Source organism: Ensifer sesbaniae, assembly GCF_013283665.1.
Taxonomy (GTDB): domain Bacteria; phylum Pseudomonadota; class Alphaproteobacteria; order Rhizobiales; family Rhizobiaceae; genus Ensifer; species Ensifer sesbaniae.
Genome location: NZ_JABEKU010000001.1, coordinates 195,931 through 220,575, shown reverse-complemented (window position 1 = coordinate 220,575; position 24,645 = coordinate 195,931). Strand labels below are relative to the sequence as shown.

Sequence of the window (24,645 nt, the reverse complement as noted above, 5' to 3'; positions counted from 1 at the left end):
ATCTTGGTGAAACAATTATGGTTTTTTGGCAACCGGGGGATCACACGCGGCAGCGGGCGTTCGACCCACGCTCGCGCAAACGCGCCATTAGGTCGGCATCGTCGTGGATACGAAAGAAGAGCGCGCCGCCCGCAGGCGAAGCCTCACTCTCGCCACTGCCGGGATCATGACGAAGCGAAATGACATCAAAACAATTTGCCATTGAAGAAACTATACAATTGTATAGCAATGATCTTGCGAGGCGGCCGTGCCCGGTTAATCTGGGCTCGCCACGCGTTGCGGCTGGCCGCCGAAAACAAATTCTTATTCATGGTAGTGACGATGTCCCGAGACCCCCGCTTCGACATTCTCTTTGAACCCGTCAAGATCGGCCCCGTCACGGCGCGCAACCGCTTCTACCAGGTGCCGCACTGTTCCGGCATGGGCTACCGGTATCCGAACGCAGAGGCGCAACTGCGCGGCATGAAGGCCGAGGGTGGCTGGGCGGTCGTCTCTACCCAGGAGGCGGAAATCCATCCAACCTCGGACCTGACGCCGGCCAACGAAGCGCGCCTTTGGGACGAGGGCGATCTGCCCGCACTCTCCGCAGTCACCGAGCGCATCCATCACCACGGAAGCTTAGCGGCCATCCAGCTCGTGCATAACGGTTTGCATGTCGCCAACCGTTTCAGCCGGATGATCCCGCTTGCCCCGTCGCATGCCATCACGGACAGCCTCGACCCCGTCCAGGCGCGCGCCATGGATAAGACCGATATTGCAGACATGCGCCGCTGGTATCGCAACGCCGCATTGCGTGCCAAGAGAGCCGGTTTCGACATCATCTATGTCTATGCCGGTCACGACATGAGCGTGCTGCAGCACTTTCTGTCGCGCCGCCACAACCAGCGCAGTGACGAGTATGGCGGCTCCTTCGAGAACCGGCTGCGGCTGTTCCGGGAGATTATGGAGGACACGCGCGAAGCGGTCGGCGATACCTGTGCGCTCGCCGTGCGCCTCGCAGTCGACGAGCTGATGGGGCCTTCCGGCATCACCAGCGAAGGAGAAGGCAAGGACATCATCTCGGCGCTCGCCGATCTTCCCGACCTCTGGGACGTCAACCTTTCCGACTGGTCCAACGACAGCCAAACAGCGCGCTTCTCCGAGGAAGGTTACCAGGAGCCCTATACGCGTTTCGTCAAATCCGTCACGACCAGGCCGGTGGTCGGCGTCGGGCGCTATACCTCGCCGGACAGCATGGTGCGGGTGATCCGCCAGGGCATTCTCGACTTCATCGGCGCGGCAAGGCCGTCGATCGCCGATCCTTACCTGCCGAAGAAGATCGAGGAGGGACGCATCGACGACATCCGCGAATGCATCGGCTGCAACATCTGTGCGTCCGGCGACAATACCAACGTACCGATGCGCTGCACGCAGAACCCGACGATCGGCGAAGAGTGGCGCAAGGGCTGGCATCCGGAAATCATGGCACCATCACGGGCGCCCGAGCCGGCGCTCATCATCGGTGGCGGTCCGGCCGGCCTCGAAGCGGCGCGTGCTCTTGCCCAGCGCGGCGTCGACGTCGTGCTCGCGGAAGGAAGCGGAGAATGGGGTGGTCGGGTCGCGCGCGAATGTCGCCTGCCGGGGCTTGCGACCTGGGGCCGTGTGCGCGACTGGCGCGTCGGTCAGCTAAGCACGCAGGTGAATGCCCAACTCTACCTGCACAGCCCGTTGAGCGCCGACGACGTTCTGCAATACGGCATGCCTCACGTCGCGATTGCGACCGGCGCGCGCTGGCGATGCGACGGCGTCGGCCGCACGCACCGGCAGCCCCTCGACTTCATTTCGCAGGGCGCTCTCGTTTCGCCCGATGCCCTTCTTGCCGACGGCGTCGCGGCCGTATCCGTCGACGGTCCGGTCGTAATCTTCGATGACGATTGCTTCTACATGGGCAGTGTGCTTGCTGAGCTGCTGGCCAGGGCTGGCCGAACCGTAACCTTCGTGACGCCCGAATCTCAGGTGTCACCGTGGAGCAAGAACACGCTGGAACAGGGACGCGTGCAACGGCGTCTCATCGAGCTCGGCGTGGACATCATCCCCGCCATGGCGCTTGCCGGCCGCACGAAGGATCGGCTCGAGCTCTCCTGCATCTATAGCGCAAAGACGCGACAGATCGACTGCGGCACACTCGTTCCGGTCACGGCACGGCTACCCGACGAAACCTTGTGGCATGAGCTGAAAGCACGGGAAGCGGAATGGGCCGATGCCGGCATCAAGACCGTTGTCCGGCTAGGCGACTGCCTGGCACCCGGCCTCATCGCTGCCGCCGTCTATTCGGGTCACGAATATGCCCGAACCTATCAGGAGCACGTCGACAGGGACATGGTCCCCTTCCGGCGCGAAGACATTGCGACCCTTCACGACAGACCTGGCGAGATTGGGATTCGCTAGGCCAAGGTGGGGCTTCATTCTATCGAAAGGACAGAGGGGCTGAGCGCTGGCGACGAGCCGCCCTTCGGTCCGCCTATCCAGTTCGAGAGTGAGAACTCCACCCTGCCGGTCGATGTCCAGATAGCCAATCCAAACGACCGCGTCGCGGCGCTCGCACGACGAGCGCCGGCATTCGGCGGCAGATTGGATGCAACCGGTCGGTTGCAGCCAAAGCGGCGCCGCCGTCACGGGACAACAAAACGCCGAAGGGCCATGGCTCAGCGCTTGCGGACGAACTCGGTACGCAGCACCAGGCCCTTGATCGTATCGTGGCGGCAGTCGACCTCTTCCGGATTGTCCGTGAGGCGGATCGACTTGATGACCGTTCCCTGCTTGAGAGTCTGACCGGCGCCCTTGACCTTCAGGTCCTTGATCAGGACGACGGAGTCGCCGTCTGCGAGAACGTTGCCCGATGCATCGCGCACCTCGGCGGCTTTTGCCTTTTCTGCAGCGATTTCGGAGGCGGGTCGCCACTCGCCTGTTGCCTCGTCATACACATAGTCGTCGTTCTGATCGCTCATTTCTTCCCTGCATCGTATCGAATTGCGCCGTGACTCTTGGTCATGCGGACGGCTCCAACCGGAGCGGCCAATGAGTGCCTCTATATCGAATGCAGCGCCGAGGCAAATCTCGGCCGAGTTGGCGTCAGATACCGAGAGGCCTTTACGCGACTTCACGTTTTGAAATGAACGGTCATTTAAAATGACTTCCCATTGCGAGCCATTGTGGTCATGTGACGATCAAAGTTCGTCTGAGCCACCGCTCGACGACCAACGGACCGAAGAGCTGACCGCATGGAAAACCCGATCGCATTCAACCGCCTTGCCGAAAACAACGTCTTTCGCAAAGGAGATGTTTTCGTCCTCTTCGGCGAGTTGTTCGGTCGCGGATACGCGACTGGCTTGCTCGACGAAGCCCGGCGGGTTGGAATGGAGATCGTGGGAATCACGGTCGGACGGCGCGACGAGAACAATGCGCTGCGTCCTCTTAACGCCGAGGAACTCTCTGCCGCCGAAGGCCGACTCGGCGGCAAGATCATCAACATACCCCTGATGGCCGGCTTCGACCTCGACGCTCCGGCAGGCGGCCCTACTGCGACCGATCTCCTGGCGAACATGACGCTGGAGAGCTGGCAAGACGACAGGCTCGACTGGGACTACCTCGAACAGTGCCGCAATATCGCCACCGAGCGGTTCACGAATTCGCTCAAACAGGTCATGGCCGTCCTCGACGGAATGATTGCCGACGGCCGTAACGTCTTTTTCGCCCATACGATGGCCGGAGGCATCCCGAAAGCGAAGGTCTTCCTGGTCATTGCCAATCGAATCTACAAGGGTCGCGGTGCCCGCCACATGTCGTCGCAAGCCCTGCTCGACAGCGACATGGGCAAGCTCATCCTGCAGAATTTCGACGAAGTCTCCGCAATCACCTTCCGGCATCTCATCGACTTCAGCACGGCGATCCGGCAGCGCATCGAGGCATCGGGCGGCCAGGTCCGCTATACGGCCTACGGCTACCACGGAACGGCCGTCCTGATTGACGGGAGCTACCGTTGGCAGACCTACACCAACTACACGCAAGGCTACGCCAAGATGCGGCTCGAAGGCATCGCGCAGGAAGCCTGGGAGGCGGGTATCAAGGCAACCGTCTACAACTGCCCCGAGATCCGGACCAATTCGTCCGACGTCTTCACGGGCATCGAGCTTCCCTTGATACCGCTGCTGCTTGCGTTGAAGAAGGAGAACGGCGGCCAATGGGCGGAGTACCAGTGGCAGGCCTGCCAGCAGCTTCTGGCAGATGGCTTCACGATGAAGGATGTGTTCCAGAAGATTACCGATATGCAGGCCAACGAGGTCATGCGTCCGTTCTACGACTTCTCGGCGTGGCCCATGGCGAACAGTCAGGCACAGTCCGACCTGACCATCGGCACGTCCAACGAGATCACACAGATGCATCGCGACAGCAAGGTGATGATCAGCGACCACCTGAGTGCTCTCGTGGTGGAGGCGACGGGGCAGCTGATCTTCGGCGCGTCTTCAGAACCGTCCGGTCCCGTCCAATGGCTTAACCACGATATCGTGGCGCGCCGGCTCAATGCTTCCCACCTGCAATGGGAGCCTCCGGCTCCGTCGATTGCGCAAGCGACGAAGGATACTCAGGTCGAGGTGGCCTAACACCTTCCCAGTGCTGGATCGGAAGCAGACATCTCCCCGGGAGCTTCAAGGGCCCGGGAGGGTCGCGCCTGCCTTCGCCTGAATGCTACGCTCGGGATCGGCATGATCCACTTCGGTCAGGATGCCGAACAATATAACTATCCCTGAAGGCCGGGCACGATTTCTCCATCGATTGCGGTGGATGTTACATGTATTGCACCGGCGAGGCGCATGACCCCTCCTCGCTACTTCGGAATGATTAAAGACCAGCCTCCTCTACCTGATGTAGAATCAGGATTCCCTAAAAAACAGGAGGAGTGCGATATGCCGAAGAGTACTCTGTGCGTCTTAACGGCGCTGACCCTCTCCACATGTGGCATTGCCCATGCGGAAACGGATGCTGTGCAGATTGCGGGCCACAAATTCAAAACCGCGGAGAATTGCGAACGCCGGGCGCCCATCGGCCAGTTCGATCAAAAATGCGACATCCCGGCTGCCGGATGGCGTGGAGCCGAGGGCATTTGGCTCCCAAATGTTTCCCAAGGTGCCGGGTAAACAAGCAGCAAATCACAAGCGTCCTCGTGCGTGGACGGATGGCCTGATGAGCTTTGGCGGTTCAGCCCTTCACTTCGATACTCCGCGGTGTCCAAACTCGCGGCTCGCGGTTGGGATTGCTGAAGAGGCGGCGCTCACCCGGCTAAAGCCGCAGTTTCTGCCCGGGGCGCTTCAACGCGATCGTTGGGAACGCCGGCAGCTCCAGTAATTTTCGCCCTTTGCCTGGACCGCGCGCCCTGGGAGCAGCCGACGCGTCAGGACGAATGGCGGACTGGGAACTCCAGTGGGATCAGCGGGGCTTGACGGTCAGCGACAGCAAGTGCGCCCTCAACGCATCAAGCTCGAGCCCGCCGACTTTTGAATCGGCGGTCACGTAGGAGAGCCATGCCCCGTCGGCCGCCAGCCGGACCACGTTAAGTGTTAGGTCGTCATCCGTGGCTCTGTGCCGTTCCAATCTTTCGCCGAACCATTCACCCCATCGGCGGCGCAGCACCGAATCGCCGATCACCGCCACAAACAGGGTCGACCACGGGGTTTCGAAGCCAAATGCCTTCCCGACAAACACGGATTTCACATAGGCGCGCGTGAAGCTTCCGTAAGGGACAGGGTCTTCTGCGATGGACGAATCTATTTCCGCGTCGAGTTTCTCGAGCAGCGCGTCGACCATACCGTCCAGCAGCGCCTGTTTCGACGGGAAATGGTGGAACAGCCCTCCCTTCGTGACCCCGGCACTATCGGCGACAGCCTGCACCGTGACGCCGGAAATTCCCTGATCCGCAGCGATCTTCGCAGCGCATTCGAGCAAGGCACGCTGTACCTGTTCCGGCTGCTTCTTTCGACTGTAGCTCATCGCCTAGTGCACCGCCGTCTGCGAGAACAGGTTGATCACGAAAACGCCAGAGACGATCAAGGCGATGCCGACGATCGCGGCGAAGTCGAGAGCCTGTCTGAATATCAGATAGCTGGCCGTCGCCGTCAGGATGATGCCTGCCCCGCCCCAGATGGCGTAAGCAATGCTCAGCGGGATTGCCTTGATTGCGTGGGTCAGGGAATAGAACGACCCCGCATAGAGCGCCACCATGGCAAGTGTCGGCCACAGGCGCGTGAACTGGACGGACTTCTGCAAGAATACAGATCCTGCGACCTCCAAGATGATTGCGAGCCCCAAAGCCGCATAGGCGAAGACGGCGGAGTTCATGGCTTTCCCTTTTTCTAACCCGACAGCCGTAAACATACCGCGCGGTCGGTATCTTTGCAAGAGGCGTTCTTTGTCGCGTATCAATGTCGATGACCGACGGGCCTGGCGCACCCTCTCAGCGCGCTCGCTGACTTAAATCGTGCTGAAGTTGCGCGCCCATAGTTCGCGCAGGTCGGGATCCGCGTCGACACGCAGCGCGATACCGAGCAGCTTTGGGCAATTTGCCGCCAGCCAGTCACGTCCCGGTCGCCAGCGCGTCATCGCTGCGATCCAGATGTCAAGCGCCGAGAACGGCTCTCCGAGCGCCCACGGCGCAGGTGCAATCTCGTCCTCCCACTGTCGCCACAGGTCCATGCGACGTCCGAGCACTCTGCCCCGCAGCTCGTCAGGCATGCTCGGAGCCCAGCGTTCCGGGTAGTCAGCGTAGGTGAACGTCCCGTACAGGGCAGTCACGAGCCAGATCAGACGACGGAGAAAGACGGGGCGAAGCGGGTCCCCTACCGGCGGTGCAAGTCCGGCTTCCGGATAGGTCTCCGCAAGATGAAGGAGTATGGCCGCGCTCTCCGTCATCACCGTGCCATCGGGAAGGACGAGCACCGGCACCTGTGCGAGCGGGTTGACGGCGAGAAGACGGTCCCGGGCCGGTCCGGGCCTATCGAACCCCGTGACGTCCTCGAGCGTATAGGGCAGCCGCGCGCGCACCAGCACCGCTTCGACAAGAACGGAGCCCCAGCCCGGAACGCCGTAGAGGCGGTAATGTGCTTGCGTATCGGCCATCGTTATTTTCCTCACAGCGCAAGGTGCCAGTTTGATCGCTACCCCGCAAGGTTGTGCCAGAAAATCCGGCTCACACATCGGCGCACGCCAGGATTGGGATCAGGAGCGGTCGCCATTGAACCTCTCCGCGCCAACGGAACAAATTTCCAGGCCAGGCGTTCTGCGCCGAACCGGAGGTCACGCAAATGCAAGCTATGATTTGGGATCGCCCCGTCAGGGTTGGCGAGAAAGGCGAGCGCTACATCAACGGGCCACAGGATGCGCTGCAATATCTCAGCGAAATGCCGCAAGGCGGATGGTTCTACGAGCGGGCAAGAAATCGCTGCCATGCTGCCTTGGAGCGCGGCGACGAGCTTCAGCTCTCGCGGAAAGCCTTCATTGGCGCAGCCATCGAATCGTCGTTCCCGGTCTCGGACGACGACGTTCCATCCTAAGCCGCAACTGGTCGCGACCACACGGGTGGCGACGATTGCTACAGGTTCTCTCCCTGCGCGCCTGCCGCCCACGCCATTGAAGGCATTGAGCCGGAACCGCACCTCGTCCCGGCGGATCAATTGACCCGCGTGCCATCGGCGGCGAACAGATGGATCTTGTCCGTCTTTGGAGCGATGTGGATCTGCTGATCGGGTTCGAGGTCCACCCGGCGATGCAGTACGATCCCAGCTGTCTGTGTACCGACCCGCACCGAAAGATGAGTTTCCGCCCCCGTCGGTTCGACGGTGAGCACCGTTGCCGGGACGCCCGTTTCGGCGAGATCGAGGTCTTCCGGACGGATGCCGTAGGTGCGGGCCGCGCTGTGGCCGATGGCAGCCGGCAGCGGCAGAAAGAGTCCACCCTCGATGCGGAAGCCATCGTCGCTTATCGCGCCGTCAAAGAGGTTCATCGCTGGTGAACCGATGAAGGTGGCAACGAAGGTATTGCCAGGGCGATCATAAAGCTCGAGCGGCTTGCCGACCTGCTCGATGCGGCCGGCGCGCATGACGACGATCTTGTCGGCCATGGTCATCGCCTCGATCTGATCGTGCGTGACGTAGACGATGGTAGTCCCCAACCGTCGGTGCAGGTCCTTGATTTCGCTGCGCATGGTTACACGCAGCTTCGCATCGAGGTTCGACAGTGGCTCGTCGAACAGAAACACCTTGGGATGACGCACGATGGCGCGCCCCATGGCGACGCGCTGGCGCTGGCCGCCGGAAAGCTGTTTCGGCAGACGGTCGAGCAACGGTTCGAGGGCCAGGATGCCGGCCGCCTCGTTCACGAGCTTGTCGATCGTCGCCTTGTCGCGGCCTTGGAGTTTCAGGGCGAAACCCATGTTCTCGGCGACCGTCATATGTGGATAGAGCGCGTAGCTCTGGAACACCATGGCTATGTCCCGTTCCTTTGGCGCCACCTCGTTGACGACGCGCCCGTCGATACGGATCTCACCGCCGCTGATGTCTTCCAGGCCGGCCAGCATGCGCAGAAGCGTGGACTTGCCGCATCCCGAGGGTCCAACGAGCGTGACGAACTCGCCGTCCTCGATATCCACGGAAACGCCGTGGATGACGGACGCTGCGCCAAATTGTTTCAGAATGCGATCGATCGCTACCGATGCCATTTTCTTCCTCCCTCAAAGCTTGAGTTGCCAGATTTTTGCGCTCACCTCGGCAGCGGTCAGCGTTGCCGAACGCGCCGCGGAAAATCCGGGGATGCGCTTGGTGCCCGTCCAGCGCCCATTGTCGGCGAAAACTTCGATGGAGCCGGCGTCGAGGAAGATGCGCAGTTCCGAAGGTTTGGCGCCGCACGCGAGGTAGCGCGGAGGCGCTTTCCCAGTACCGGCATCGAAGACGATCGCCAGGCCATCGCCATCAAGCTTCACGCCGAGCTCGACGTCCGGATGATCGAAAGTGAGCGCAAACGCGGTACCGGGCTTGGGTAACGAGAGCGCGATCTCGACCGCGCCGTTGCCGAGCGGAACCGTCTCGCCGGCGCCAAGCGCCGTTTCATCGAGCAGCACGTGGCGGAGGCTCTCGGCTGCTGCGACAGGCGGCGTCAGGACAGCGTCCCCATCGAGAAGCACACGACGCGGCAGGGTCATGGCCGTCGGAAAATCGTCCTTCTTGGAAAAGTCCGTCCAGTTGGCGAGCCAGGCAATGCCGACCGGCTCGTCGCCATCGACGAAGGCCTGGAAGGCATAGGCGTCGGAGCCGAAATCCAGTTCCTGCTCGAACTGCGCCGTGAAAGCGCGGCCATCGAAGCGGCCGACGGTGACGGAGGTGAGGTTGCGGCGCCCGGTGGCGGGGTCGCGGCTCGTGAGCAACCCGAAGATCAGCGCCCAGCGGGTATCCGGGTCTTCGGCCCTGCCGCCGACCGGCACCATGCAGGGGCATTCCGCTGCGGTCATACCGAAACGGTCCTCGCGATGAATGATGCCAAGGAACGTCCAGCCGGTGGCACCGTCAGGGTCCGTCGTCTCATAGAGCAGGACGACGCCGCCCGCCCTGTCGCGGCTGCCGAGCAGCATCTTCCAGCGGCCGTCCGGGCCCTTGAACACATAAGGGTCGCGGAAATCGGTGGTGAGGTTCAGGCCATCCGGACGCACTGGCAGGACCACCTCTGATTGACCGGCGACGATACCGTCGCGGCTGAGGGCGGAAAGCTGGATCTGTTCTTCCGGCTCGCGGTCACGGACATGCTCGGTATAGAAGACGCGGATCTCCTCCCCCTTCGAGCCGGAAATGGGGATGGCCGATCCGGAGAAGGCGCCGCCGCGGCCGTCGTCCGTCTCGCAAAGATGGTCTGCCGGGAAGAGGAACATCGGCAGGTGCGTCCAGCGGATGAAATCCTTTGAGACGGCATGGCCCCAGTGCATGGTGTTCCAGCGCAGGCCGTGCGGATAGTGCTGGTAGAAAAGATGACCGCGGCCGGCAAATCGACCAAAACCGTTCGGGTCGTTCATCCAACCGAAGGGCGGCCGGAAGTGATATCCGGCCGGCAGTTGCGGCGGTGCCGTGCGGGTATCGCAGAAGAGCACATGGATCCCCTCCTCCAGTACCATCTGCGGATGAAAGGCATAGGCGACGGAAACCGCCGTTGTGGTCGCGTCGCAGGCGAGCACCGTGCGCCCGCCTGCCTCCAGAGCGACCGCGAAGAATTCGAACTCCGCTGCGCGATGGGTCGACGGAGAGGCAAGATCATTGCCGCCAACGGTGACGAAGAGCTTCGCTTCGCTGCCAGCCGAGCGCGCCTTCAACCAGAGATGCAACACCGTCCCGGCAGGAAGGTCGGTCTCTATGATTTCAAGTGCGGCGTTCACAGGTTTTGCTTGGAGAGTCATAGTCAACCTTTCACGGCAGAGCCGACGAACGAGCTTACGAACCAACGCTGGAATGCGAGGTAGAGGATGAGGACGGGGATCATCATCAGGACAGACGCGGCCATGGCGCGGTCCCAGTAGATGCTGTCCTGTCCGAAGAAGGTCGCGATCGCGACGGCAATCGGCCTTGCATAATCGGTCTGGGTGACGAGCGTCGGCCAGAGATACTGGTTCCAGCTTTCGATCCCCATGAGGATCGAAACCGTCGCAAGCGCCGGCAGACTGAGCGGCATGTAGATCGATCGATAGATGCGAAAGATCGAGGCCCCATCCATTTCTGCGGCTTCGTAGAGTTCCTTCGGCAGTTGCGCGAAGAACTGATAGAAAAGGAAGACGTAGAGCGGGCTCGCCACCCAGGGCAGAATCTGTACGGCGAAGGTATCCGTCAAACCCGCCCGAGACATCATGACGACGAGGGGCATGATGATGCTCTCCTGCGGGATGACATAGAGCGCGACGACGAGCGCAAGCAGGATGGCTTTGCCGCGCAGTGAGCCCCAAGCCAGCACGAAGCCTGCCATGGAATTGATGATCAGTCCGGAAACGACTGTGACGACGAGGATCACCAATGAATTGAAGAGATAGCGGCCATAGGCGAGTTCGCCGGAGAAATTGGCGATCTCCCTATAGTTCGAGAGCGTCGGATCATTCACCCAGAAGGCTCGGAAGCTGCCCATGTCGGCGAGGATGCGGAAGCGATCATCCTTGAGGCTGGCGATGAGCAGCATGAAGAGCGGCGAGATCATCACCAGCGCGATAATGAAGATGCAAACGGTCTGGACGATACGCAGGCCGGTCTTGCTGTTGCCCCGGGATATGGCCAGCGGGGCGGGCTGGCTGAGCACGAGATCAGACATCGAAGCGCCTCAGGAGTTTGCGCTGGAGAAGCGCGATCAGGAGAACGATGACGAACAGGATGACGGAGACGGCGGACGCGTAACCGAGCTTCTGTTCCTCGAAACCGGCGCGCACCATGTAGTGCACCACGGTCTCCGTGCTTTCCTTCGGCCCACCCTGGGTGAGGATCGCCACCTGGGTGTAGAGCTTGAAGGCCTGGATCGTGGTGATGACTAGCACGAAAACATGGGTGGGGCGCAGCCCCGGCATGGTGACGTGCCAGAACCGGCGGAGCGCGCTTGCCCCGTCAATGCGGGCGGCGTCGTAAAGCTCCTCAGGAATACCCTGCAGGCCTGCGAGGTAGATGATCATCTGGAAGCCATAGGCCTGCCAGGCGGAGAGCAACACGATCGAGAACATCGCCCAATTCGGGTCGCCAAGCCAATCGATCGGCTGGATCGCACCGGCGGAAAGGAAACCAACGATCTGATTGAGAGGACCGCTCGGATACTGGAACAGCGTGCCCCAGATCACGCAGACCACTACCATGGAGGTGATCGCCGGCAGGAAGAACATGCCGCGTAAAAGATTGCGCATCGGCAGCTTCTGGTGGAGCAGCAGCGCCGTCAGGAAAGCAAGGCCGCATTGAACGGGCAGCACCCAGACCGTGAAACGCGTGACGTTCCAGAGCGACGTCCAGAACAACGGGTCGGTGAAGACCCGCTGAAAGTTCAGGAGGCCGACGAAACGCACCGGCGTCGGGCGCGGCACGAGCGGTTGGTTGGTCATCGCCGTCCAGAAGGACAGAAGGAACGGCGTGATCAGGAAGGTTGCGAGCAGCAGTACGGCGGGCGCGATCATGGCAACTTCCTGCCAGAACCGCTGCCGGTCGTGCCGCCTGCCCGAGCGCGGAATGGCCGGCGCGGACGTCTGTTGCAAAGTCATGGTCTCCTCCTCATCGCTCATCCTCCCGAGTGGCTGCGGGGCCGGCCAACTCACCGGCCCCGCAAAAGCGCCTTAGTGCTGTTCGTCGAAGGGCGGATAGCCAGCGTTGTCCTCGATATCCTGGTCGATTTTCTTGGCTGCAGCCGTCAGGGCTTCCTGTGCGTCGCCACCGTTGAAGATCTTGTCGACCGCCTGCATGAAGGCCGAGGTAATCGTCGGGTAGGCCGGGTGCGGCGGACGCGCGACCGCCGTCTTCGAGGCCTGTTCGAAGGCCACGGCAAGCGGCCCGCCTTCTGCGTAGAGCGGCGATTCCGCCGCGAAGCTCTTGAGGCCCGGATAGGCCGACTGGGTCTTGGCGTATTCGCGGTATTCCTTGTCCTTCAAGAGGAAACTCAGATACTTGCCGGCGGCCTCAGGGTTCTCGGATGTCGCCGAAATGCCCCAGATCCAGGTACCATTGGGGCTAACGCCCCTCTCGCCGATCTTCGGCAGCGGCATGACGACGATATCGTCCTTCATCGCCGCGGCGGCCTCCGCGTAGAACCAGTGCCCGCCCATCGCGAGTGCGGCCGGCTGACCTTCGGCATAGAACTGGTTGGTGCCGGACGACGTGGGGACGACCCAGCCATTTTTCACCCAGGTTTGCATCATGGTGAGCGCCTTGACGCAGGCTTCGCTATCGAGCGTGCCGCTCGCAGTCCAGGTCTTGCGATCGATCAGATCGCAGCCGGCGCTTTCGAGGAGCGGGCCGTAAGCATAGGTGATCCATTCCGTCTTGATGCCGTAACCGCGAAACGTGTCGATCGGCCACTTCACGCCTTCGAGCTTGGAGAGCTTTTCGAGATAACCTTCGAACTCCTCGCGCGTCCAAGCGTCATCGACGGATTTTGGAATGCGCGCGCCGATGGCCTCGAGGTATTTCTTGTTGCCATAGAGGACGACCGAGGAATCGGTGAGGCCGATCGCATAGAGGTCCTTGTCGATCGGATAGGTGCCCTGCGAGATGTTCGAGCTCGTCATGTCATCGAGGAGATCCTGATCAACGAGCGGCTTGATCGGCTGCAGGTAGCCAGACCAGACGTAGTTTGCCAGGAACGGCGCGTCGAGTTCCATTACGTCCGGAAGCTGCTTGGCCATCACCGCAGCGCTGAACTTTTCGTTATAGGCGTCGTGCGGTGCGTAGATCATCTCGACGTCAATATCCGGGTTTGCCTCCTCGAAACGTTTGGCGACATCGCCGTAGGCTTTCACCCAGCCCGGATCCCCCTGGTGCATGACATGAACGACAGTCTTTGCCTCGGCCATACCGGCAGCCCCAAGGAGCGCTGCAGTGGCAAGAAGTGTGCGAAGTAAACGATTACCCAATTGCGCAGTCATGAAAGTTCTCCTCCGTTTGAATGCGATTGAAACTGATTCCTAGACTGATGCCCGTTCGACCAGGTGGAAGGGCAATTTCCGCAGATGCGGCGGTTCAGGTTGCCCAGCCAGAAGGATCTCCATGGCGAGGCGCCCCATGGCGCGGTGCGGCAGGGCCATCGTGGTCAATGGCGGATCCAGCCGGGAGGCAAGTTCGACCTGGTTGTCAAAACTCGCCACTGCAATATCGTCAGGAATGCGACAGCCAGCGCGGGCAAGCGCCGCATAGACTTCCATTGCCACGCGGTCGTTGCCGCACAATATGGCGTCCGGCTTTTGACCGGAAGCGAGCAGCGCGTCCACATGCGAAGCGACAAGACTTGGCGCGCGGTCGCTGTAGACGCTGCGGCGCACCGCCGGGAACACGCCGAGTGGCTCAATGCTCGCCTCCTCAAGCGCAGCGCGAAAGCCCTTCTCGCGCAACGTGCCAGCGAGAATGCCCGGTAGATTGATGAAGGCGATGCGGCGTCGACCGGCGGCCAACAGGTAGCGGATGATTTCGCGCGCCCCACCCTCCTCGTCGGGCACCAGTGACGTCACCCGCCCGGCAGCCTCACGGCAATTGATCATCACGCCGACTGCGCCGGCCAGTGTCCCGGGTAAATCAACGTCCTTGTGGTACATGGCGGCGTAGGCAACGGCGCGCGGCCGGAATTGCTGCACTTCGTCGAGCACCGAGCCGATCGACTGTCCGGTGCTGTGATTGACCGCGAAGACGGCCATGCCGGCGCTGCGGGCCGCGCCGTCCAATCCCCGAACGATCTCAGTGGCAAACGGCGAGGTAATCAGCCCATCGGAAACGACGCCGACGAGCGGCAGCCACCCCTGCCGGACACCACGAGCGGCAAGGTTCGTGACATAGCCAAGTTCCTCGGCAATCGCCTTGACCTTCTGGCGCGTTTCATCCGACATGCGGGCGGAGCCGCCATGCAATGCACCGGAAACCGTCTTCACCGAGACGCCCGCACGCTCCGCGATGTCAGAAAGCGAGATTGTCAACTTGGCTCTTTCCGTTGGGTTATCGATTACCCAATATTCCAAGTATATGGCCATTGTCAAGCACCACGAACCGAACCGACCGGCCTTGAACGTATCTGTCGCCGCTGGGATTGATGCCTATGACGAGGCGGGCGTCGTGAAAGGAAGAAAAACCAAAGCCGGCGGCCCACCAAAAGCATGATAGCAACGAGGCAATAGGCTCGCTTGACGGTCGGCTTTCACCGTCAAGCACACTTCCGGAAACGCCCGCTTGTCCACGGCCGCCGTTTCGTGAGAAAATGAACTGAGTTGGAAGTTGCCCGAAGCCCTCAATCGGGAAGTTGGGCCAACTCCAGTCGCGTATCAGCCTGTTGTCGACAGCGCCGCGCTTCTGATTAGACGCGCAAAGGTCGCTGTAGCATTTTGAATTGCTGCATGTTTTTGTCCTTTAATCGCGTACGATTAAAGGAAACATACAGTAGAGCGCGTCGCGATCCTTCAAGTTCGCTTCTTGCGCTTTAGGTTTTTGATATTCCGCATGTCGTGGGCGCAAAACCGTTGCACACGTTGCGCGACATGCTCTAGGTGGCCGCGGAACATGGAAGTTCTCTTCGCCCTTGGCCTGATCGCCATCAAGATCGCGTTGCTGATCGCAATGCTGCTTCTCCTGCCTTTGCCTTTGACCTGGCTGGAACGCAAGATTGCCGGCCACATGCAGCAGCGGATGGGTCCCATGCGCGTCGGGTGGCATGGGCTGCTGCAGCCCGTGGCCGACGGTATCAAGCTCCTGACGAAGGAAGACCACATTCCCGCAGAGGCCGACCGTTTCCTGTTCAAACTGGCGCCAATCCTGGCGCTCGCGCCACCCTTTGTCGTGTTCGTCGCCATTCCCTTCGGCGAGACGATCTCAGTGCTCAATGCCGAGATCACCCTCTACGTTTCCAACCTGAACGTGGCGCTGCTTTTCGTCTTCGCGGTGATCGGGCTGGAAGTCTATGGCGTCATCTTCGGCGGCTGGGCCGCCAACAGCAAATACGCGGTCCTGGGCAGTCTCAGGACCTGCGCGCAGATGATCAGCTACGAAATCCCCATGGGTTTCGCGGTCATCGGCGTCGTCATGCTGGCGCAGTCGATGAGCCTCGTGGACATTGTGCGCGCCCAGAGCGACCTCTGGAACATCGTGTATCAGCCGATCGGGTTCTTCGTCTTCTTCGTCGCGGGATTGGCCGAAGCGCAACGCATTCCCTTCGACCTGGCCGAGGCGGAAGGGGATCTCGGCGCCGGGTTCCACACCGAGTACAGCGGTATCCGTTTCGCGTTCTTCATGGTCAGCGAATATGTCATCGTGCTTTTGGTATCGGTCCTCTCGGTCATCCTGTTTTTTGGCGGCTGGAACGGCGTCTTGATCCCGTTGCCGCCGCTTCTGTGGTTTGCGCTCAAGGTAGCATTCTTCATTTACGTATTTATGTGGTTCCGCTTCACCTTGCCCCGCTATCGTTATGACCAACTGATGGCGATCGGATGGAAGGTCTTGCTTCCTCTGTCGATGGCGAACATAATTATTACTGGTATTGCTTTTACTTAGGAGCCATGGCGGCTTCTCCACGTGTTTCCCTGGATCGGTGTCGATCTCAGGAAAGAACGTGCAGCGATCGAAGGGACTACAGCGACCCTCCTGCGGTGGAACGCACGCCGCTGTAGAACGACGCAACGATGTCACGCATAGTCGACAGAGCTGGAACATGGATCGGCTGGGCGCTTTTTGTCGATCTGGCAAAAGCTTTCATGCTGACCTTTGGCTATATGTTCTCCAGGCCCGTGACCATGCAGTATCCGGACAAGGAGAAATGGCTCCCCTACTCGCGCTATCGCGGCCATCACTTCCTGAAACGGGATGAAGAGGGCGAAATCAAATGCGTCGCGTGCGAACTTTGCGCTCGCATCTGCCCCTGCGATTGCATTGAGGTCGTCCCCTATGAGGACGAAAACGGCAACCGCCACCCAGCAAAATTCGAGATCGACACGGCCCGGTGCCTGTTCTGCGGCCTGTGCGAGGACGCTTGCCCGGCGGACGCCATCGCCCTTGGCCAGCAGTATGAGTTCTCGAGTTTCTCGTCACGCGACCTTGTGATCGGACGTGATGATCTGCTTGGCAAACCTGGAAAAGCAATGACCGGCGGTGGCGTCGTCGCTGCGCGTCTGAACACGGAACAGGATGTGCTGGTCGAGACGAGCGAGCCGCATGGCTACAACTGGTGGCGCAACATCCGGCGAACGTGAAGGAATCAAACCGGGGCGCGAAGATAGGAGGCTCAGATGTTTGTCGGTGAAATCGTGAAGGACAAGGGCGTCGGGGTGATCACAGTCGCTCCCGACCAGACGATGGTGGAGGTCCTGCGGCTCTTTCGTGACAACAACATCGGCTTCGTGGTCGTCAGCCACGCGCCAGGAAGGTATCTCGGCACGCTGTCGGAACGAGATTGCTGCAACGCGCTTGCGGAATACGGTCCCGAGGCAGCGCTGATGCCGGTTGCCGACATCATGAACCGCAATGTAGCGATCTGTTCCACTCTGGATGGCCTGCCCCTGGTGATGTCGATCATGACCCAGCGGCGGACGCGTCACGTGCTGGTGATGGAGGAGGAGGCCATTGTCGGCGTCGTCAGCATCGGTGACGTGGTCAAGCATCGGCTGGACGAGGCGCAGCGCACGGAGCGGCATCTGCACGAATACATTGCTGGCGCTGGTTATCATTGATGTCGCTTCGCGCCGGCTGGATAACGCCACGCCTTGCGAGTGTTTCGTGCCCAATCCTCACGCTCCGCGCCAGATTCGGGCGCTGGCGTCGATCTCGTGCGCAGCTTGCGCCTTTTGAACCTCGACCGGACACGGGTATTCACCTCGCCGCATCAGGCTGTTGAGGCGCAAAGACCGATAGTTTTCGGGAACGAAGACGAGGCCCTTGGGAAACGCCTTCTCGACTTTGAGCCGCGCCGTCAGCGCCCCGCGGGTCGAACGAACGACCACCTGATCGCCGTCCGAAAGGCCGAGCTGCGCAGCATTCTCAGCACTCAAAGCGACATAGGGGTCGTTGGCGACCGTGTTCAGGACCTCCGAGCGCTCCGAAAGATACCCATTGTGGAACAGGCAGTTGCCCGTGACGAGCATGAGCCCGTCGCTCGCCTGTAAGACAGGTGGCGGAGCGCGGAAAGCGCCCGCCGGCGGCGTCGGACCGGCCTTGGTAAAGGCACCGTCGGCGCCAAGCCCGGCCCAAGTCAACGCCTGATAGGCCGGGATCAGCCGGGCGATCTCTTCGAAAATCTCGACCTGCGTCGAATGCTGCAATGTTTGGCCGCGCGAAGCTGCGACAAGATCGAAGATCGCGAGATTGCCTCGCGCCTCGAACACCGGTTCCCGGAACTTGCGCACCTGTTGGACGCGTCCCTCATTGTTGGTAAAGCTGCCGGCTTCTTCACCGTAGCCCGCTGCCGGCAAGACGACTTCGGCGAGACCCGCCGTCTCAGTCAGGAAACTGTCCTGCACGATCAGCAGATCGACGGCACCGAGCGCCCGGGCCACGAACTCCCTGTCCGGATAGGCGATCAGCGGGTCGGCTCCGACGAGATAGAGCACGCCCATCTGCCCAGCGGCGCAGAGATCCAGCATCCCGTCGAGATCGGCGCCCGGCTCATGGCGGATTTCGGCCGCCAAGTTCCGGGCAAGAGCGGCACGCACCGTATCGTCGGCGATCGCCTGCAGCCCCGGCAAGGCACCCGCTGCGACCCCCATGTCCCAGGCGCCCAATTGGTTGGCGCGGTCGAAGAGGATCTGCAATGCCGGGGCCTTGCCGAGGAGGCGGAGAAGTTGCAACAGATTGCTGAGCTGCAGCAACGACGCGCGCGCTTCGGATGACCTCAGGAGGTCGACACTGACAAGCACGGTGACGGTGCTGCCTTCGTTGAGCGCGGCGGCCAGACGATCCGGTCCGTCGCTGCCATTGCCCGCCGGCCCGCCGTTTGTCACGCCCATCTCGTCAAGAGCGTCGACCGTCAGTTTCTCACCGGCCGCCACCGCAAGTCGAGCGACCACGGCCGCCAGGCTCGCGGCCTCCCCGCCGGGGGCCACGCGAACCACGACATCGGCATCGGCGTCGAGACGGGACGGCCGCGTCGTGAGCATGAGCAATCCGGTGCGCCGCCGCCGGGCGGCATCCCGCAGCAGATATTCGGTAACCGGGTTTTCCTCCGTCACATTGCCACCGATGACGAGCACGCGATCGACGCCGATCACCTCCTTCAGCGGCGCACGCGTGTAGTTCGCCATCACCGGGCCGAGCGCATCGAAGGGAGTAGACCAGCGCGACGAGCAGTCGATGTTATTGGTTCCGAAGACAGTGCGCATCAGTTTCTGGAACTGATAGAGCACCTCGTTCGGCAGGCGCGGCGAGACAATTCCGCCAGCTGCCTTGTTTTCGACCGCTGCCAGCCGCCGACGCAGATAGGCTCCTGCTTCATCCCAGGAAACCGGAACCAGGACGCCATCGCGACGGATCATCGGTCGCTTGATCCGATCATGTCCCTCGATGAAGTCGAGGCCGAAGCGGCCACGCACGCAGAGCGTTTCGCGGTTGACGCCGTGCTCCTCCTTGGAGCGGACCCGCATGAACTCGCCTTTGCGCGCCCCGACGGTCACCTGGCAGCCGGTGCCGCAATGCGGGCAGACGGTGTCGGTCTCGGCGAGGTCCCAGGGCCGTGCCTTGTAGCGATAGGGGAAGCTCATCAGTGCGCCAACCGGGCAGACCTCGATGCAGTTGCCGCACTGGTCGCAACTGGCGAGACTACCCTCGAACCCGGTGACGGCCGTATCCATGCCTTTCTCGACGGTGCCAAGGGCGACCGCGCCGACGACCTCCTCGCACATCCGCACACAGCGCTGGCACTGGATGCAGCGGTTGACATTCATGATGACGACTGGGCTCAGCCGAATGTCGCGGGAGTGGAAGACGCGCTTGGGATCACGAAAGCGGCTTTTCCCCGGGCCATAGGCCATCACCATGTCCTGAAGTTCGCATTCGCCGCCCTTGTCGCAGATCGGACAGTCGAGCGGGTGGTTGGCGAGCAGCATGTCGAGCATGGATGAACGCGTTTCATCAATCAGCGGCGTGTCGGTTCGCACGACCATGCCGTCCGTGACCGCGGTGGCGCAGGACGGCTGCAGCCGGCGCAGTCCCTCGATCTCGACAAGACACATGCGGCAGGAGGCAAGCGGCGGCAGGCGCTTCAGGTAGCAGAAGGTCGGAATCTCGATGCCCAATCGCTGCGCGGCCTGCAGCACCGTCGTGCCGGCATCAACGTCGAGTGTTTGTCCATTGATCGTAACGCTTACCATGACTTACTCGCGCCCTCGCGGAGGGCGTCCCTCAAACAAACGGGCAGCGCCGCTCCTCGATATGGGCGACGAATTCATCGCGGAAGTGCGTCAGCGAGGCCCGCAAGCCCATAGCCGCGCCGTCCCCCAGGGCACAAAAGGTATTGCCGAAAATGCCCTTGCACAGCATGTCCAGCTGCTCCATGTCGCCGGCTGCGCCCTCGCCAGCCTCGATCCGGCGGAGCACTTTCACTACCCAGTTCAAGCCCTCGCGGCAGGGCGTGCACTTGCCGCAGGACTCGTGGTGAAAGAACTCGATGATCCGGGTGGCGACCCTGACCATGCAGGTCGTGTCGTCGACGACGATCACCCCGGCCGAGCCGAGCATGGAGCCAACGGCGGCAAGCGAGTCGAAATCCATCCCGACGTCCAGGCCCTGCTCCGGGATCACCGGCGCGGAAACACCGCCTGGGATCACCGCCTTGATCTTGCGCCCGGTCGGCGGCCCGCCGGCATGATCCTCGATGAGCTCGCGAAGCGGAATTCCCATCGGCAGTTCGTAAAGCCCCGGTTTGCGCACATGCCCGCTGACGCAATAAAGCTTCGGGCCGGGGCTCTTCTCCGGCCCGATGCCGCGGAACCAATCGGCGCCGCGCGCCACGATATGCGGCACGCAGACCAGGGTCTCGACATTGTTGATGACCGTCGGGCTGGCATAGAGCCCCGCGACCGCCGGGAACGGCGGCTTCAGGCGCGGCTGCGCTCTCTTGCCCTCGAGCGAGTCGAGCATCGCTGTCTCCTCGCCGCAGATATAGGCGCCAGCGCCGCAGTGGACGTGCACGACGAAATTGAAATCCGAGCCTAATATCCGCGCTCCGAGATACCCCTTGGCCTCGGCCTCTGCGATCGCCTGTTCCAGGCGTCGGATCGCCAGCACGTACTCCCCGCGGACGTAGACATAGGCGACCTCGGCCCCGATCGCGTAGGCGCTGATGGCCATGCCTTCGATCAGCTGATGCGGGTCCCGCTCCATGATAATCCGATCCTTGAAGGTTCCGGGCTCTCCTTCGTCGGCGTTGCAGCAGAGATATTTCGGCTTATCGGCCCGCTTCGGCACGAAGCTCCATTTCATCCCCGTCGGAAACCCGGCTCCGCCGCGGCCGCGCAAGTTCGATCTCTTTACGAGCTCGACGATGTCGTGGGGCGTGTATTCCTTGAGCGCTTTCTCAAGCGCCCGATAGCCGCCGCCAGCCTCATAGGTGGCGATGAGATGTCCATCCGGCACGTACACGTTCTTCAAAAGAACCGGCTCGAACATGGCGCTATTCCCCCGGTGGTTCCGCAGCCGCAAGATCGGCGCCGATCGAGTGGGGCACCGTCGCGCGCAGCCGTGCGAGGAGCGCATCTATCCGCGCAATGTCGAGATTGCCGTGATAGTCGTCGCCGACCTGCATCACCGGGGCCATCTCGCAGGCCCCCAGGCATTCGACGGTCGAGAGCGTGAACAGGCCATCCGCAGTCGTGCCGCCCTTCTCGATCCCGAGAACGTCCTCCAGATGCCTCAGCAGATCCTCCGATCGCCGCAGCATGCAGGAAACATTGTCGCAGAGCTGCAGATGAAACTTCCCCACCGGCTCGGTGTGGAAAAGCGTGTAGAAGGTCGCAAGCTCGTAGACCCAGATCCGCTCGACACCGAGGATTTCTGCCACCTCCTCCAGCACCGGCCCAGGCAAATGGCCATGTTGCCGCTGCGCGATCAGAAGCGCGGGCATGATCGCCGACCGCCGATCGGGGTACCGCGCCGCCGCCTGTTCGATCTTTTCGCGCATCGTCATCACGTCCAAATCCCCGCTACTTGTCTACCTCCGCCATCACGGGATCAAGGCTGCCGAGCACGGCGATCATGTCCGCCAGATAACGGGCGTTCGTCACCCCGAAGACGGCCTGGAGGTTGACGAATGAGGGCGCCCTGACCTTCATGCGGAACGGCTTCGGCGAGCCGTCGCTGATGATGTAGAAGCCCAGCTCGCCCTTGGGCGCCTCGATTGCCGAATAGACCTCGCCCTTCGGCACGTTGAAGCCATAGGCCGACAGGTCGAAATGCTGGATCAACGCCTCCATCGAGCAATGCACGCGCTCCTTGTCGACGGGGAATGCGACGGTCGGCATGTCGATCTGGAACGGCCCCTCAGGCATCTGCTCGATGCATTGTTCGATGATCCGGATGCTTTCACGCATCTCATCGACCCGGCACCGCCAACGCGCATAACAATCGCCCTCCTCGCGGGTGACGACATTGAATTCAAGCCGGTCGTAAATCTCGTAAGGCTCGTCGCGGCGGATGTCCCAGTCGACGCCGGAAGCCCGCAGGTTGGGGCCACTCAGGCCGAGATCAATGGCGTCCTCGGCAGCGATCACCCCGATCCCCTGAGTGCGCTTGAGGAACACCCGGTTTTTCTCGAGAAGCCGCTCGTAGTCGCGAATCCGGTTCGGGAAGATGTCGCAAAACTCCCTGATCTTCGCAAAGAACCCGTCAGGCAGGTCCTCGCGCACGCCGCCGACCCGACAGAAGGAGGTGTGCATGCGCGCGCCGGTGATCATTTCCAGGAGATCCATGATCATTTCGCGCTCGCGCATGACGTAAAGCAGTGCGGTCATGGCGCCGAGATCCATCGGCAGCGCACCGGTGATCAAAAGATGACCGGAGATGCGCGCGAGTTCCGCCATCATCACGCGGATATATTGCGCCCGGATCGGCGCCTCGATGCCGAGCAGTTTCTCGACCGCGAGCGCGAAGGCCAGGTTGTTGGACGGTGGGCAGAGATAGTCGAGCCGATCGGTCAGCGGGAAGATCTGGGTATAGGTAAAGCTCTCCGCCAGTTTTTCGGTGCCGCGATGCAGGTAGCCGATATGGGGATCGACGCGCTCGACATACTCGCCGTCCAATTGGAGGACGAGCCGGAGGACCCCATGGGTGCTGGGGTGCTGTGGTCCGAGGTTGAGAAGCACTTCCTTGCTATTGAGCGCTTCACCTTCCGGTCTCGTGAGCTCGGTGACTTCGGTCATCTCAACTCTCCGGCGTCGATCGGCCCGCGTAGTTCACGATGATTTCGGATCCGTCCGAACGGAAAACCGCGCGCACCTTGCCTTCTCCCTCCCTATGGAATGTCCCGGGTGGCGAGGTCGGGCTGTGTCGGCGGCGGACCTTCGGCACCAAACGGGTTCAGCTTGTCCTTGTAACCCCTGAGCGGGAAATCCTTGCGCTGGGGAAAGCCCTCGAAGCCCTCCCACATGTAGATCCGGCGCAAATCGGGATGTCCCAGAAAGCGGATGCCATACATGTCCCATGCCTCTCGCTCGTGCCAGTTGGCGGTGCGCCAGACCCCGGTGACAGAGGGGACTTCGGGCGGATCGCCAAGTCGACACTTGATGCGGACCCGCCAACGATTGGGCAGTGAATAGAGGTGGTACACCGCCTCGAAGCGCGGTGTTTCGGGATAGTGGTCAACCCCGCAGATGTCGGAAAGGAAATTGAACCGGAGCTCCGGCTGGTCTTTCAGGAAACGGCAGAACTCGACGATCTTTTCAGGCGGAACGGCAAAGACATCGATGTCATGCGCGGTGCCGAGATCCTCGATCGCTTGCCCGAAGCGCTCCAGGATTGGAGCGCGATTGAGAGACGGCTCCACACTCATGATGCCGCAGCCCGATCGAGAGGCGTTCCGGCCAGTGCGCGGGACCTCTTGATCTTCTCTTGCAGCAGCAGGAAACCGTGCATCAGCGCCTCGGGGCGCGGTGGACAGCCAGGCACGTGCACATCGACCGGCACGAAGGTCTCAGAGCCTTGCACGACGGCATAGGTGTTGTAGACGCCGCCCGATATGGCACAGGTGCCCATGGCGATCACCCAGCGCGGCTCGGGCATCTGGTCGTAGAGCCGGCGCACGACAGGAGCGAATTTCCGGGTGACGGTGCCGGCGATGATCATCACGTCGGACTGCCGCGGCGACGGGCGGAACACCACGCCGAACCGATCTAGATCATAGCGCGCGCAGCCCGCCGAGATCATTTCGATCGCGCAGCAGGCGATCCCGAAGGTTTCGGGCCACAGGGCCGATCTTCGGCTCCAACTGATGACGCTGTCGGCCGTGGTGAACAGGACGCTATCCTGGATCGTGTTTCCTATTCCTCCCATTCCAGCGCTCCCTTCAGCCAGGCATAGGCGAAACCCACGAGAAGCAGCACGATGAAGACGAACATCTCAAGATAGCCGACGATACCGATCTCTTTGAGGACGACGGCCCAGGGGAAGAGAAACATCGCCTCGACATCGAAGACGACCAAGAGGATCGCGAGGATGAAGAACTGCACCCTGAACCGCCCGCCGGCTGCCTCGCCTGATGGGTCCATGCCGCATTCATAGGGCATGTTCTTTTCGGGGTAAGGATTGGACGGCCGCAACAGCGAGGAAACAAATAGCGTCACCCCCGCCACCAGAACAATTCCGGCGATCATGATAAGTACCGGCAGGAAATCCGCTGCAGACATATCGCGCAGCCCTGTCACCTATCGGGGGGCGTTGCACAAGCCGCGATCGA

At 61.6% G+C, this 24,645-nt stretch carries 24 protein-coding genes; 7 read left to right on the top strand and 17 right to left on the bottom strand.

Annotation, left to right across the window (positions count from 1 at the left end; translation table 11 throughout):
• The first annotated feature begins 321 nt into the window (after positions 1–321).
• Positions 322–2,427, top strand: a complete 2,106-nt coding sequence (locus BHMPCIPO_RS01010) for an oxidoreductase (RefSeq protein WP_173515037.1) — start codon at positions 322–324, stop codon at positions 2,425–2,427.
• Between the two features lie 257 nt (positions 2,428–2,684).
• On the opposite strand, the gene BHMPCIPO_RS01005 is transcribed toward BHMPCIPO_RS01010, so the two are convergent.
• Complete coding sequence (locus tag BHMPCIPO_RS01005; protein ID WP_173515036.1) at positions 2,685–2,987, bottom strand: alkylphosphonate utilization protein; 303 nt, start codon at positions 2,985–2,987, stop codon at positions 2,685–2,687.
• Positions 2,988–3,260: 273 nt separating this feature from the next.
• Between BHMPCIPO_RS01005 and BHMPCIPO_RS01000 the strand changes: the two genes are divergently transcribed.
• Positions 3,261–4,640, top strand: a complete 1,380-nt coding sequence (locus BHMPCIPO_RS01000) for an enoyl ACP reductase FabMG family protein (RefSeq protein ID WP_173515035.1) — start codon at positions 3,261–3,263, stop codon at positions 4,638–4,640.
• Between the two features lie 823 nt (positions 4,641–5,463).
• Here the strand turns inward: BHMPCIPO_RS01000 and BHMPCIPO_RS00995 are convergent.
• The 3 genes from BHMPCIPO_RS00995 to BHMPCIPO_RS00985 form a co-directional block, all read right to left on the bottom strand.
• Complete coding sequence (locus BHMPCIPO_RS00995; RefSeq protein WP_173515034.1) at positions 5,464–6,024, bottom strand: TetR/AcrR family transcriptional regulator; 561 nt, start codon at positions 6,022–6,024, stop codon at positions 5,464–5,466.
• Between the two features lie 3 nt (positions 6,025–6,027).
• Positions 6,028–6,372 (bottom strand): DMT family transporter, encoded by a 345-nt coding sequence (locus BHMPCIPO_RS00990; RefSeq protein ID WP_173515033.1) that lies wholly within the window; start codon positions 6,370–6,372, stop codon positions 6,028–6,030.
• A gap of 132 nt (positions 6,373–6,504) precedes the next feature.
• A complete protein-coding gene (locus BHMPCIPO_RS00985; protein WP_173515032.1) occupies positions 6,505–7,149 on the bottom strand; it encodes a glutathione S-transferase family protein in 645 nt (214 codons plus the stop codon).
• A 185-nt stretch (positions 7,150–7,334) separates the two neighbouring features.
• Here BHMPCIPO_RS00985 and BHMPCIPO_RS00980 point away from each other — a divergent pair, with 185 nt between their 5' ends.
• Positions 7,335–7,583 (top strand): DUF982 domain-containing protein, encoded by a 249-nt coding sequence (locus BHMPCIPO_RS00980; RefSeq protein ID WP_173515031.1) that lies wholly within the window; start codon positions 7,335–7,337, stop codon positions 7,581–7,583.
• Positions 7,584–7,699: 116 nt separating this feature from the next.
• Here the strand turns inward: BHMPCIPO_RS00980 and BHMPCIPO_RS00975 are convergent, their stop codons facing one another.
• The 6 genes from BHMPCIPO_RS00975 to BHMPCIPO_RS00950 all read right to left on the bottom strand — a co-directional run bounded on the left by BHMPCIPO_RS00975 (position 7,700) and on the right by BHMPCIPO_RS00950 (position 14,755).
• On the bottom strand, positions 7,700–8,746 hold the full coding sequence (locus BHMPCIPO_RS00975) for an ABC transporter ATP-binding protein (RefSeq protein WP_173515030.1): 1,047 nt from the start codon (positions 8,744–8,746) through the stop codon (positions 7,700–7,702).
• Between the two features lie 12 nt (positions 8,747–8,758).
• Positions 8,759–10,465, bottom strand: a complete 1,707-nt coding sequence (locus tag BHMPCIPO_RS00970; protein WP_173515029.1) for a GH32 C-terminal domain-containing protein — start codon at positions 10,463–10,465, stop codon at positions 8,759–8,761.
• Positions 10,466–10,467: 2 nt separating this feature from the next.
• Positions 10,468–11,361, bottom strand: a complete 894-nt coding sequence (locus BHMPCIPO_RS00965) for a carbohydrate ABC transporter permease (protein WP_173515028.1) — start codon at positions 11,359–11,361, stop codon at positions 10,468–10,470.
• A complete protein-coding gene (locus tag BHMPCIPO_RS00960; RefSeq protein WP_173515027.1) occupies positions 11,354–12,286 on the bottom strand; it encodes a carbohydrate ABC transporter permease in 933 nt (310 codons plus the stop codon). The genes BHMPCIPO_RS00965 and BHMPCIPO_RS00960 overlap by 8 nt, the downstream gene beginning before the upstream one ends.
• A gap of 72 nt (positions 12,287–12,358) precedes the next feature.
• Positions 12,359–13,651 carry an ABC transporter substrate-binding protein gene (locus BHMPCIPO_RS00955; RefSeq protein ID WP_173518046.1) on the bottom strand — a complete coding sequence of 431 codons (1,293 nt, stop codon included), beginning with the start codon at positions 13,649–13,651 and terminating at the stop codon, positions 12,359–12,361.
• A gap of 51 nt (positions 13,652–13,702) precedes the next feature.
• On the bottom strand, positions 13,703–14,755 hold the full coding sequence (locus BHMPCIPO_RS00950; protein ID WP_173515026.1) for a LacI family DNA-binding transcriptional regulator: 1,053 nt from the start codon (positions 14,753–14,755) through the stop codon (positions 13,703–13,705).
• Here BHMPCIPO_RS00950 and BHMPCIPO_RS00945 point away from each other — a divergent pair.
• From BHMPCIPO_RS00945 to BHMPCIPO_RS00930, 4 genes are all read left to right on the top strand, one after another.
• Positions 14,703–14,882 carry a hypothetical protein gene (locus BHMPCIPO_RS00945; protein WP_173514873.1) on the top strand — a complete coding sequence of 60 codons (180 nt, stop codon included), beginning with the start codon at positions 14,703–14,705 and terminating at the stop codon, positions 14,880–14,882. The genes BHMPCIPO_RS00950 and BHMPCIPO_RS00945 overlap by 53 nt on opposite strands.
• Before the next feature lie 396 nt (positions 14,883–15,278).
• Entirely contained in the window at positions 15,279–16,265 is a 987-nt protein-coding gene (gene nuoH / locus BHMPCIPO_RS00940) for an NADH-quinone oxidoreductase subunit NuoH (RefSeq protein ID WP_173515025.1), read from the top strand.
• Between the two features lie 128 nt (positions 16,266–16,393).
• A complete protein-coding gene (locus BHMPCIPO_RS00935; protein WP_173515024.1) occupies positions 16,394–16,960 on the top strand; it encodes an NADH-quinone oxidoreductase subunit I in 567 nt (188 codons plus the stop codon).
• A gap of 36 nt (positions 16,961–16,996) precedes the next feature.
• Positions 16,997–17,437 (top strand): CBS domain-containing protein, encoded by a 441-nt coding sequence (locus tag BHMPCIPO_RS00930; RefSeq protein WP_173515023.1) that lies wholly within the window; start codon positions 16,997–16,999, stop codon positions 17,435–17,437.
• Between the two features lie 57 nt (positions 17,438–17,494).
• On the opposite strand, the gene nuoG is transcribed toward BHMPCIPO_RS00930, so the two are convergent.
• From nuoG to BHMPCIPO_RS00895, 7 genes are all read right to left on the bottom strand, one after another.
• Positions 17,495–20,068 carry an NADH-quinone oxidoreductase subunit NuoG gene (nuoG, locus tag BHMPCIPO_RS00925; RefSeq protein WP_173515022.1) on the bottom strand — a complete coding sequence of 858 codons (2,574 nt, stop codon included), beginning with the start codon at positions 20,066–20,068 and terminating at the stop codon, positions 17,495–17,497.
• A 31-nt stretch (positions 20,069–20,099) separates the two neighbouring features.
• Positions 20,100–21,365, bottom strand: coding sequence for an NADH-quinone oxidoreductase subunit NuoF (gene nuoF, locus BHMPCIPO_RS00920; RefSeq protein WP_173515021.1), 1,266 nt, complete (start codon positions 21,363–21,365; stop codon positions 20,100–20,102).
• Between the two features lie 4 nt (positions 21,366–21,369).
• Positions 21,370–21,882 carry an NADH-quinone oxidoreductase subunit NuoE gene (nuoE, locus tag BHMPCIPO_RS00915; RefSeq protein ID WP_173515020.1) on the bottom strand — a complete coding sequence of 171 codons (513 nt, stop codon included), beginning with the start codon at positions 21,880–21,882 and terminating at the stop codon, positions 21,370–21,372.
• Positions 21,883–21,898: 16 nt separating this feature from the next.
• On the bottom strand, positions 21,899–23,113 hold the full coding sequence (gene nuoD / locus BHMPCIPO_RS00910; RefSeq protein ID WP_173515019.1) for an NADH dehydrogenase (quinone) subunit D: 1,215 nt from the start codon (positions 23,111–23,113) through the stop codon (positions 21,899–21,901).
• Between the two features lie 92 nt (positions 23,114–23,205).
• Positions 23,206–23,742 (bottom strand): NADH-quinone oxidoreductase subunit C, encoded by a 537-nt coding sequence (locus tag BHMPCIPO_RS00905; protein ID WP_173515018.1) that lies wholly within the window; start codon positions 23,740–23,742, stop codon positions 23,206–23,208.
• Positions 23,739–24,242, bottom strand: coding sequence for an NADH-quinone oxidoreductase subunit NuoB (gene nuoB / locus BHMPCIPO_RS00900; protein WP_173515017.1), 504 nt, complete (start codon positions 24,240–24,242; stop codon positions 23,739–23,741). Before nuoB ends, BHMPCIPO_RS00905 begins: the two co-directional genes overlap by 4 nt.
• Entirely contained in the window at positions 24,230–24,595 is a 366-nt protein-coding gene (locus BHMPCIPO_RS00895) for an NADH-quinone oxidoreductase subunit A (RefSeq protein ID WP_173515016.1), read from the bottom strand. Before BHMPCIPO_RS00895 ends, nuoB begins: the two co-directional genes overlap by 13 nt.
• Positions 24,596–24,645 lie beyond the last annotated feature (50 nt).

Coding starts and splice junctions, on each gene's coding strand:
- BHMPCIPO_RS01010 (WP_173515037.1), top strand. CDS start 322: ATGTCCCGAGACCCCCGCTTCGACATTCTCTTTGAACCCGTCAAGATC.
- BHMPCIPO_RS01005 (WP_173515036.1), bottom strand. CDS start 2,987: ATGAGCGATCAGAACGACGACTATGTGTATGACGAGGCAACAGGCGAG.
- BHMPCIPO_RS01000 (WP_173515035.1), top strand. CDS start 3,261: ATGGAAAACCCGATCGCATTCAACCGCCTTGCCGAAAACAACGTCTTT.
- BHMPCIPO_RS00995 (WP_173515034.1), bottom strand. CDS start 6,024: ATGAGCTACAGTCGAAAGAAGCAGCCGGAACAGGTACAGCGTGCCTTG.
- BHMPCIPO_RS00990 (WP_173515033.1), bottom strand. CDS start 6,372: ATGAACTCCGCCGTCTTCGCCTATGCGGCTTTGGGGCTCGCAATCATC.
- BHMPCIPO_RS00985 (WP_173515032.1), bottom strand. CDS start 7,149: ATGGCCGATACGCAAGCACATTACCGCCTCTACGGCGTTCCGGGCTGG.
- BHMPCIPO_RS00980 (WP_173515031.1), top strand. CDS start 7,335: ATGCAAGCTATGATTTGGGATCGCCCCGTCAGGGTTGGCGAGAAAGGC.
- BHMPCIPO_RS00975 (WP_173515030.1), bottom strand. CDS start 8,746: ATGGCATCGGTAGCGATCGATCGCATTCTGAAACAATTTGGCGCAGCG.
- BHMPCIPO_RS00970 (WP_173515029.1), bottom strand. CDS start 10,465: ATGACTCTCCAAGCAAAACCTGTGAACGCCGCACTTGAAATCATAGAG.
- BHMPCIPO_RS00965 (WP_173515028.1), bottom strand. CDS start 11,361: ATGTCTGATCTCGTGCTCAGCCAGCCCGCCCCGCTGGCCATATCCCGG.
- BHMPCIPO_RS00960 (WP_173515027.1), bottom strand. CDS start 12,286: ATGACTTTGCAACAGACGTCCGCGCCGGCCATTCCGCGCTCGGGCAGG.
- BHMPCIPO_RS00950 (WP_173515026.1), bottom strand. CDS start 14,755: ATGGCCATATACTTGGAATATTGGGTAATCGATAACCCAACGGAAAGA.
- nuoH (WP_173515025.1), top strand. CDS start 15,279: ATGGAAGTTCTCTTCGCCCTTGGCCTGATCGCCATCAAGATCGCGTTG.
- BHMPCIPO_RS00935 (WP_173515024.1), top strand. CDS start 16,394: ATGTCACGCATAGTCGACAGAGCTGGAACATGGATCGGCTGGGCGCTT.
- BHMPCIPO_RS00930 (WP_173515023.1), top strand. CDS start 16,997: ATGTTTGTCGGTGAAATCGTGAAGGACAAGGGCGTCGGGGTGATCACA.
- nuoG (WP_173515022.1), bottom strand. CDS start 20,068: ATGGTAAGCGTTACGATCAATGGACAAACACTCGACGTTGATGCCGGC.
- nuoF (WP_173515021.1), bottom strand. CDS start 21,365: ATGTTCGAGCCGGTTCTTTTGAAGAACGTGTACGTGCCGGATGGACAT.
- nuoE (WP_173515020.1), bottom strand. CDS start 21,882: ATGACGATGCGCGAAAAGATCGAACAGGCGGCGGCGCGGTACCCCGAT.
- nuoD (WP_173515019.1), bottom strand. CDS start 23,113: ATGACCGAAGTCACCGAGCTCACGAGACCGGAAGGTGAAGCGCTCAAT.
- BHMPCIPO_RS00905 (WP_173515018.1), bottom strand. CDS start 23,742: ATGAGTGTGGAGCCGTCTCTCAATCGCGCTCCAATCCTGGAGCGCTTC.
- nuoB (WP_173515017.1), bottom strand. CDS start 24,242: ATGGGAGGAATAGGAAACACGATCCAGGATAGCGTCCTGTTCACCACG.
- BHMPCIPO_RS00895 (WP_173515016.1), bottom strand. CDS start 24,595: ATGTCTGCAGCGGATTTCCTGCCGGTACTTATCATGATCGCCGGAATT.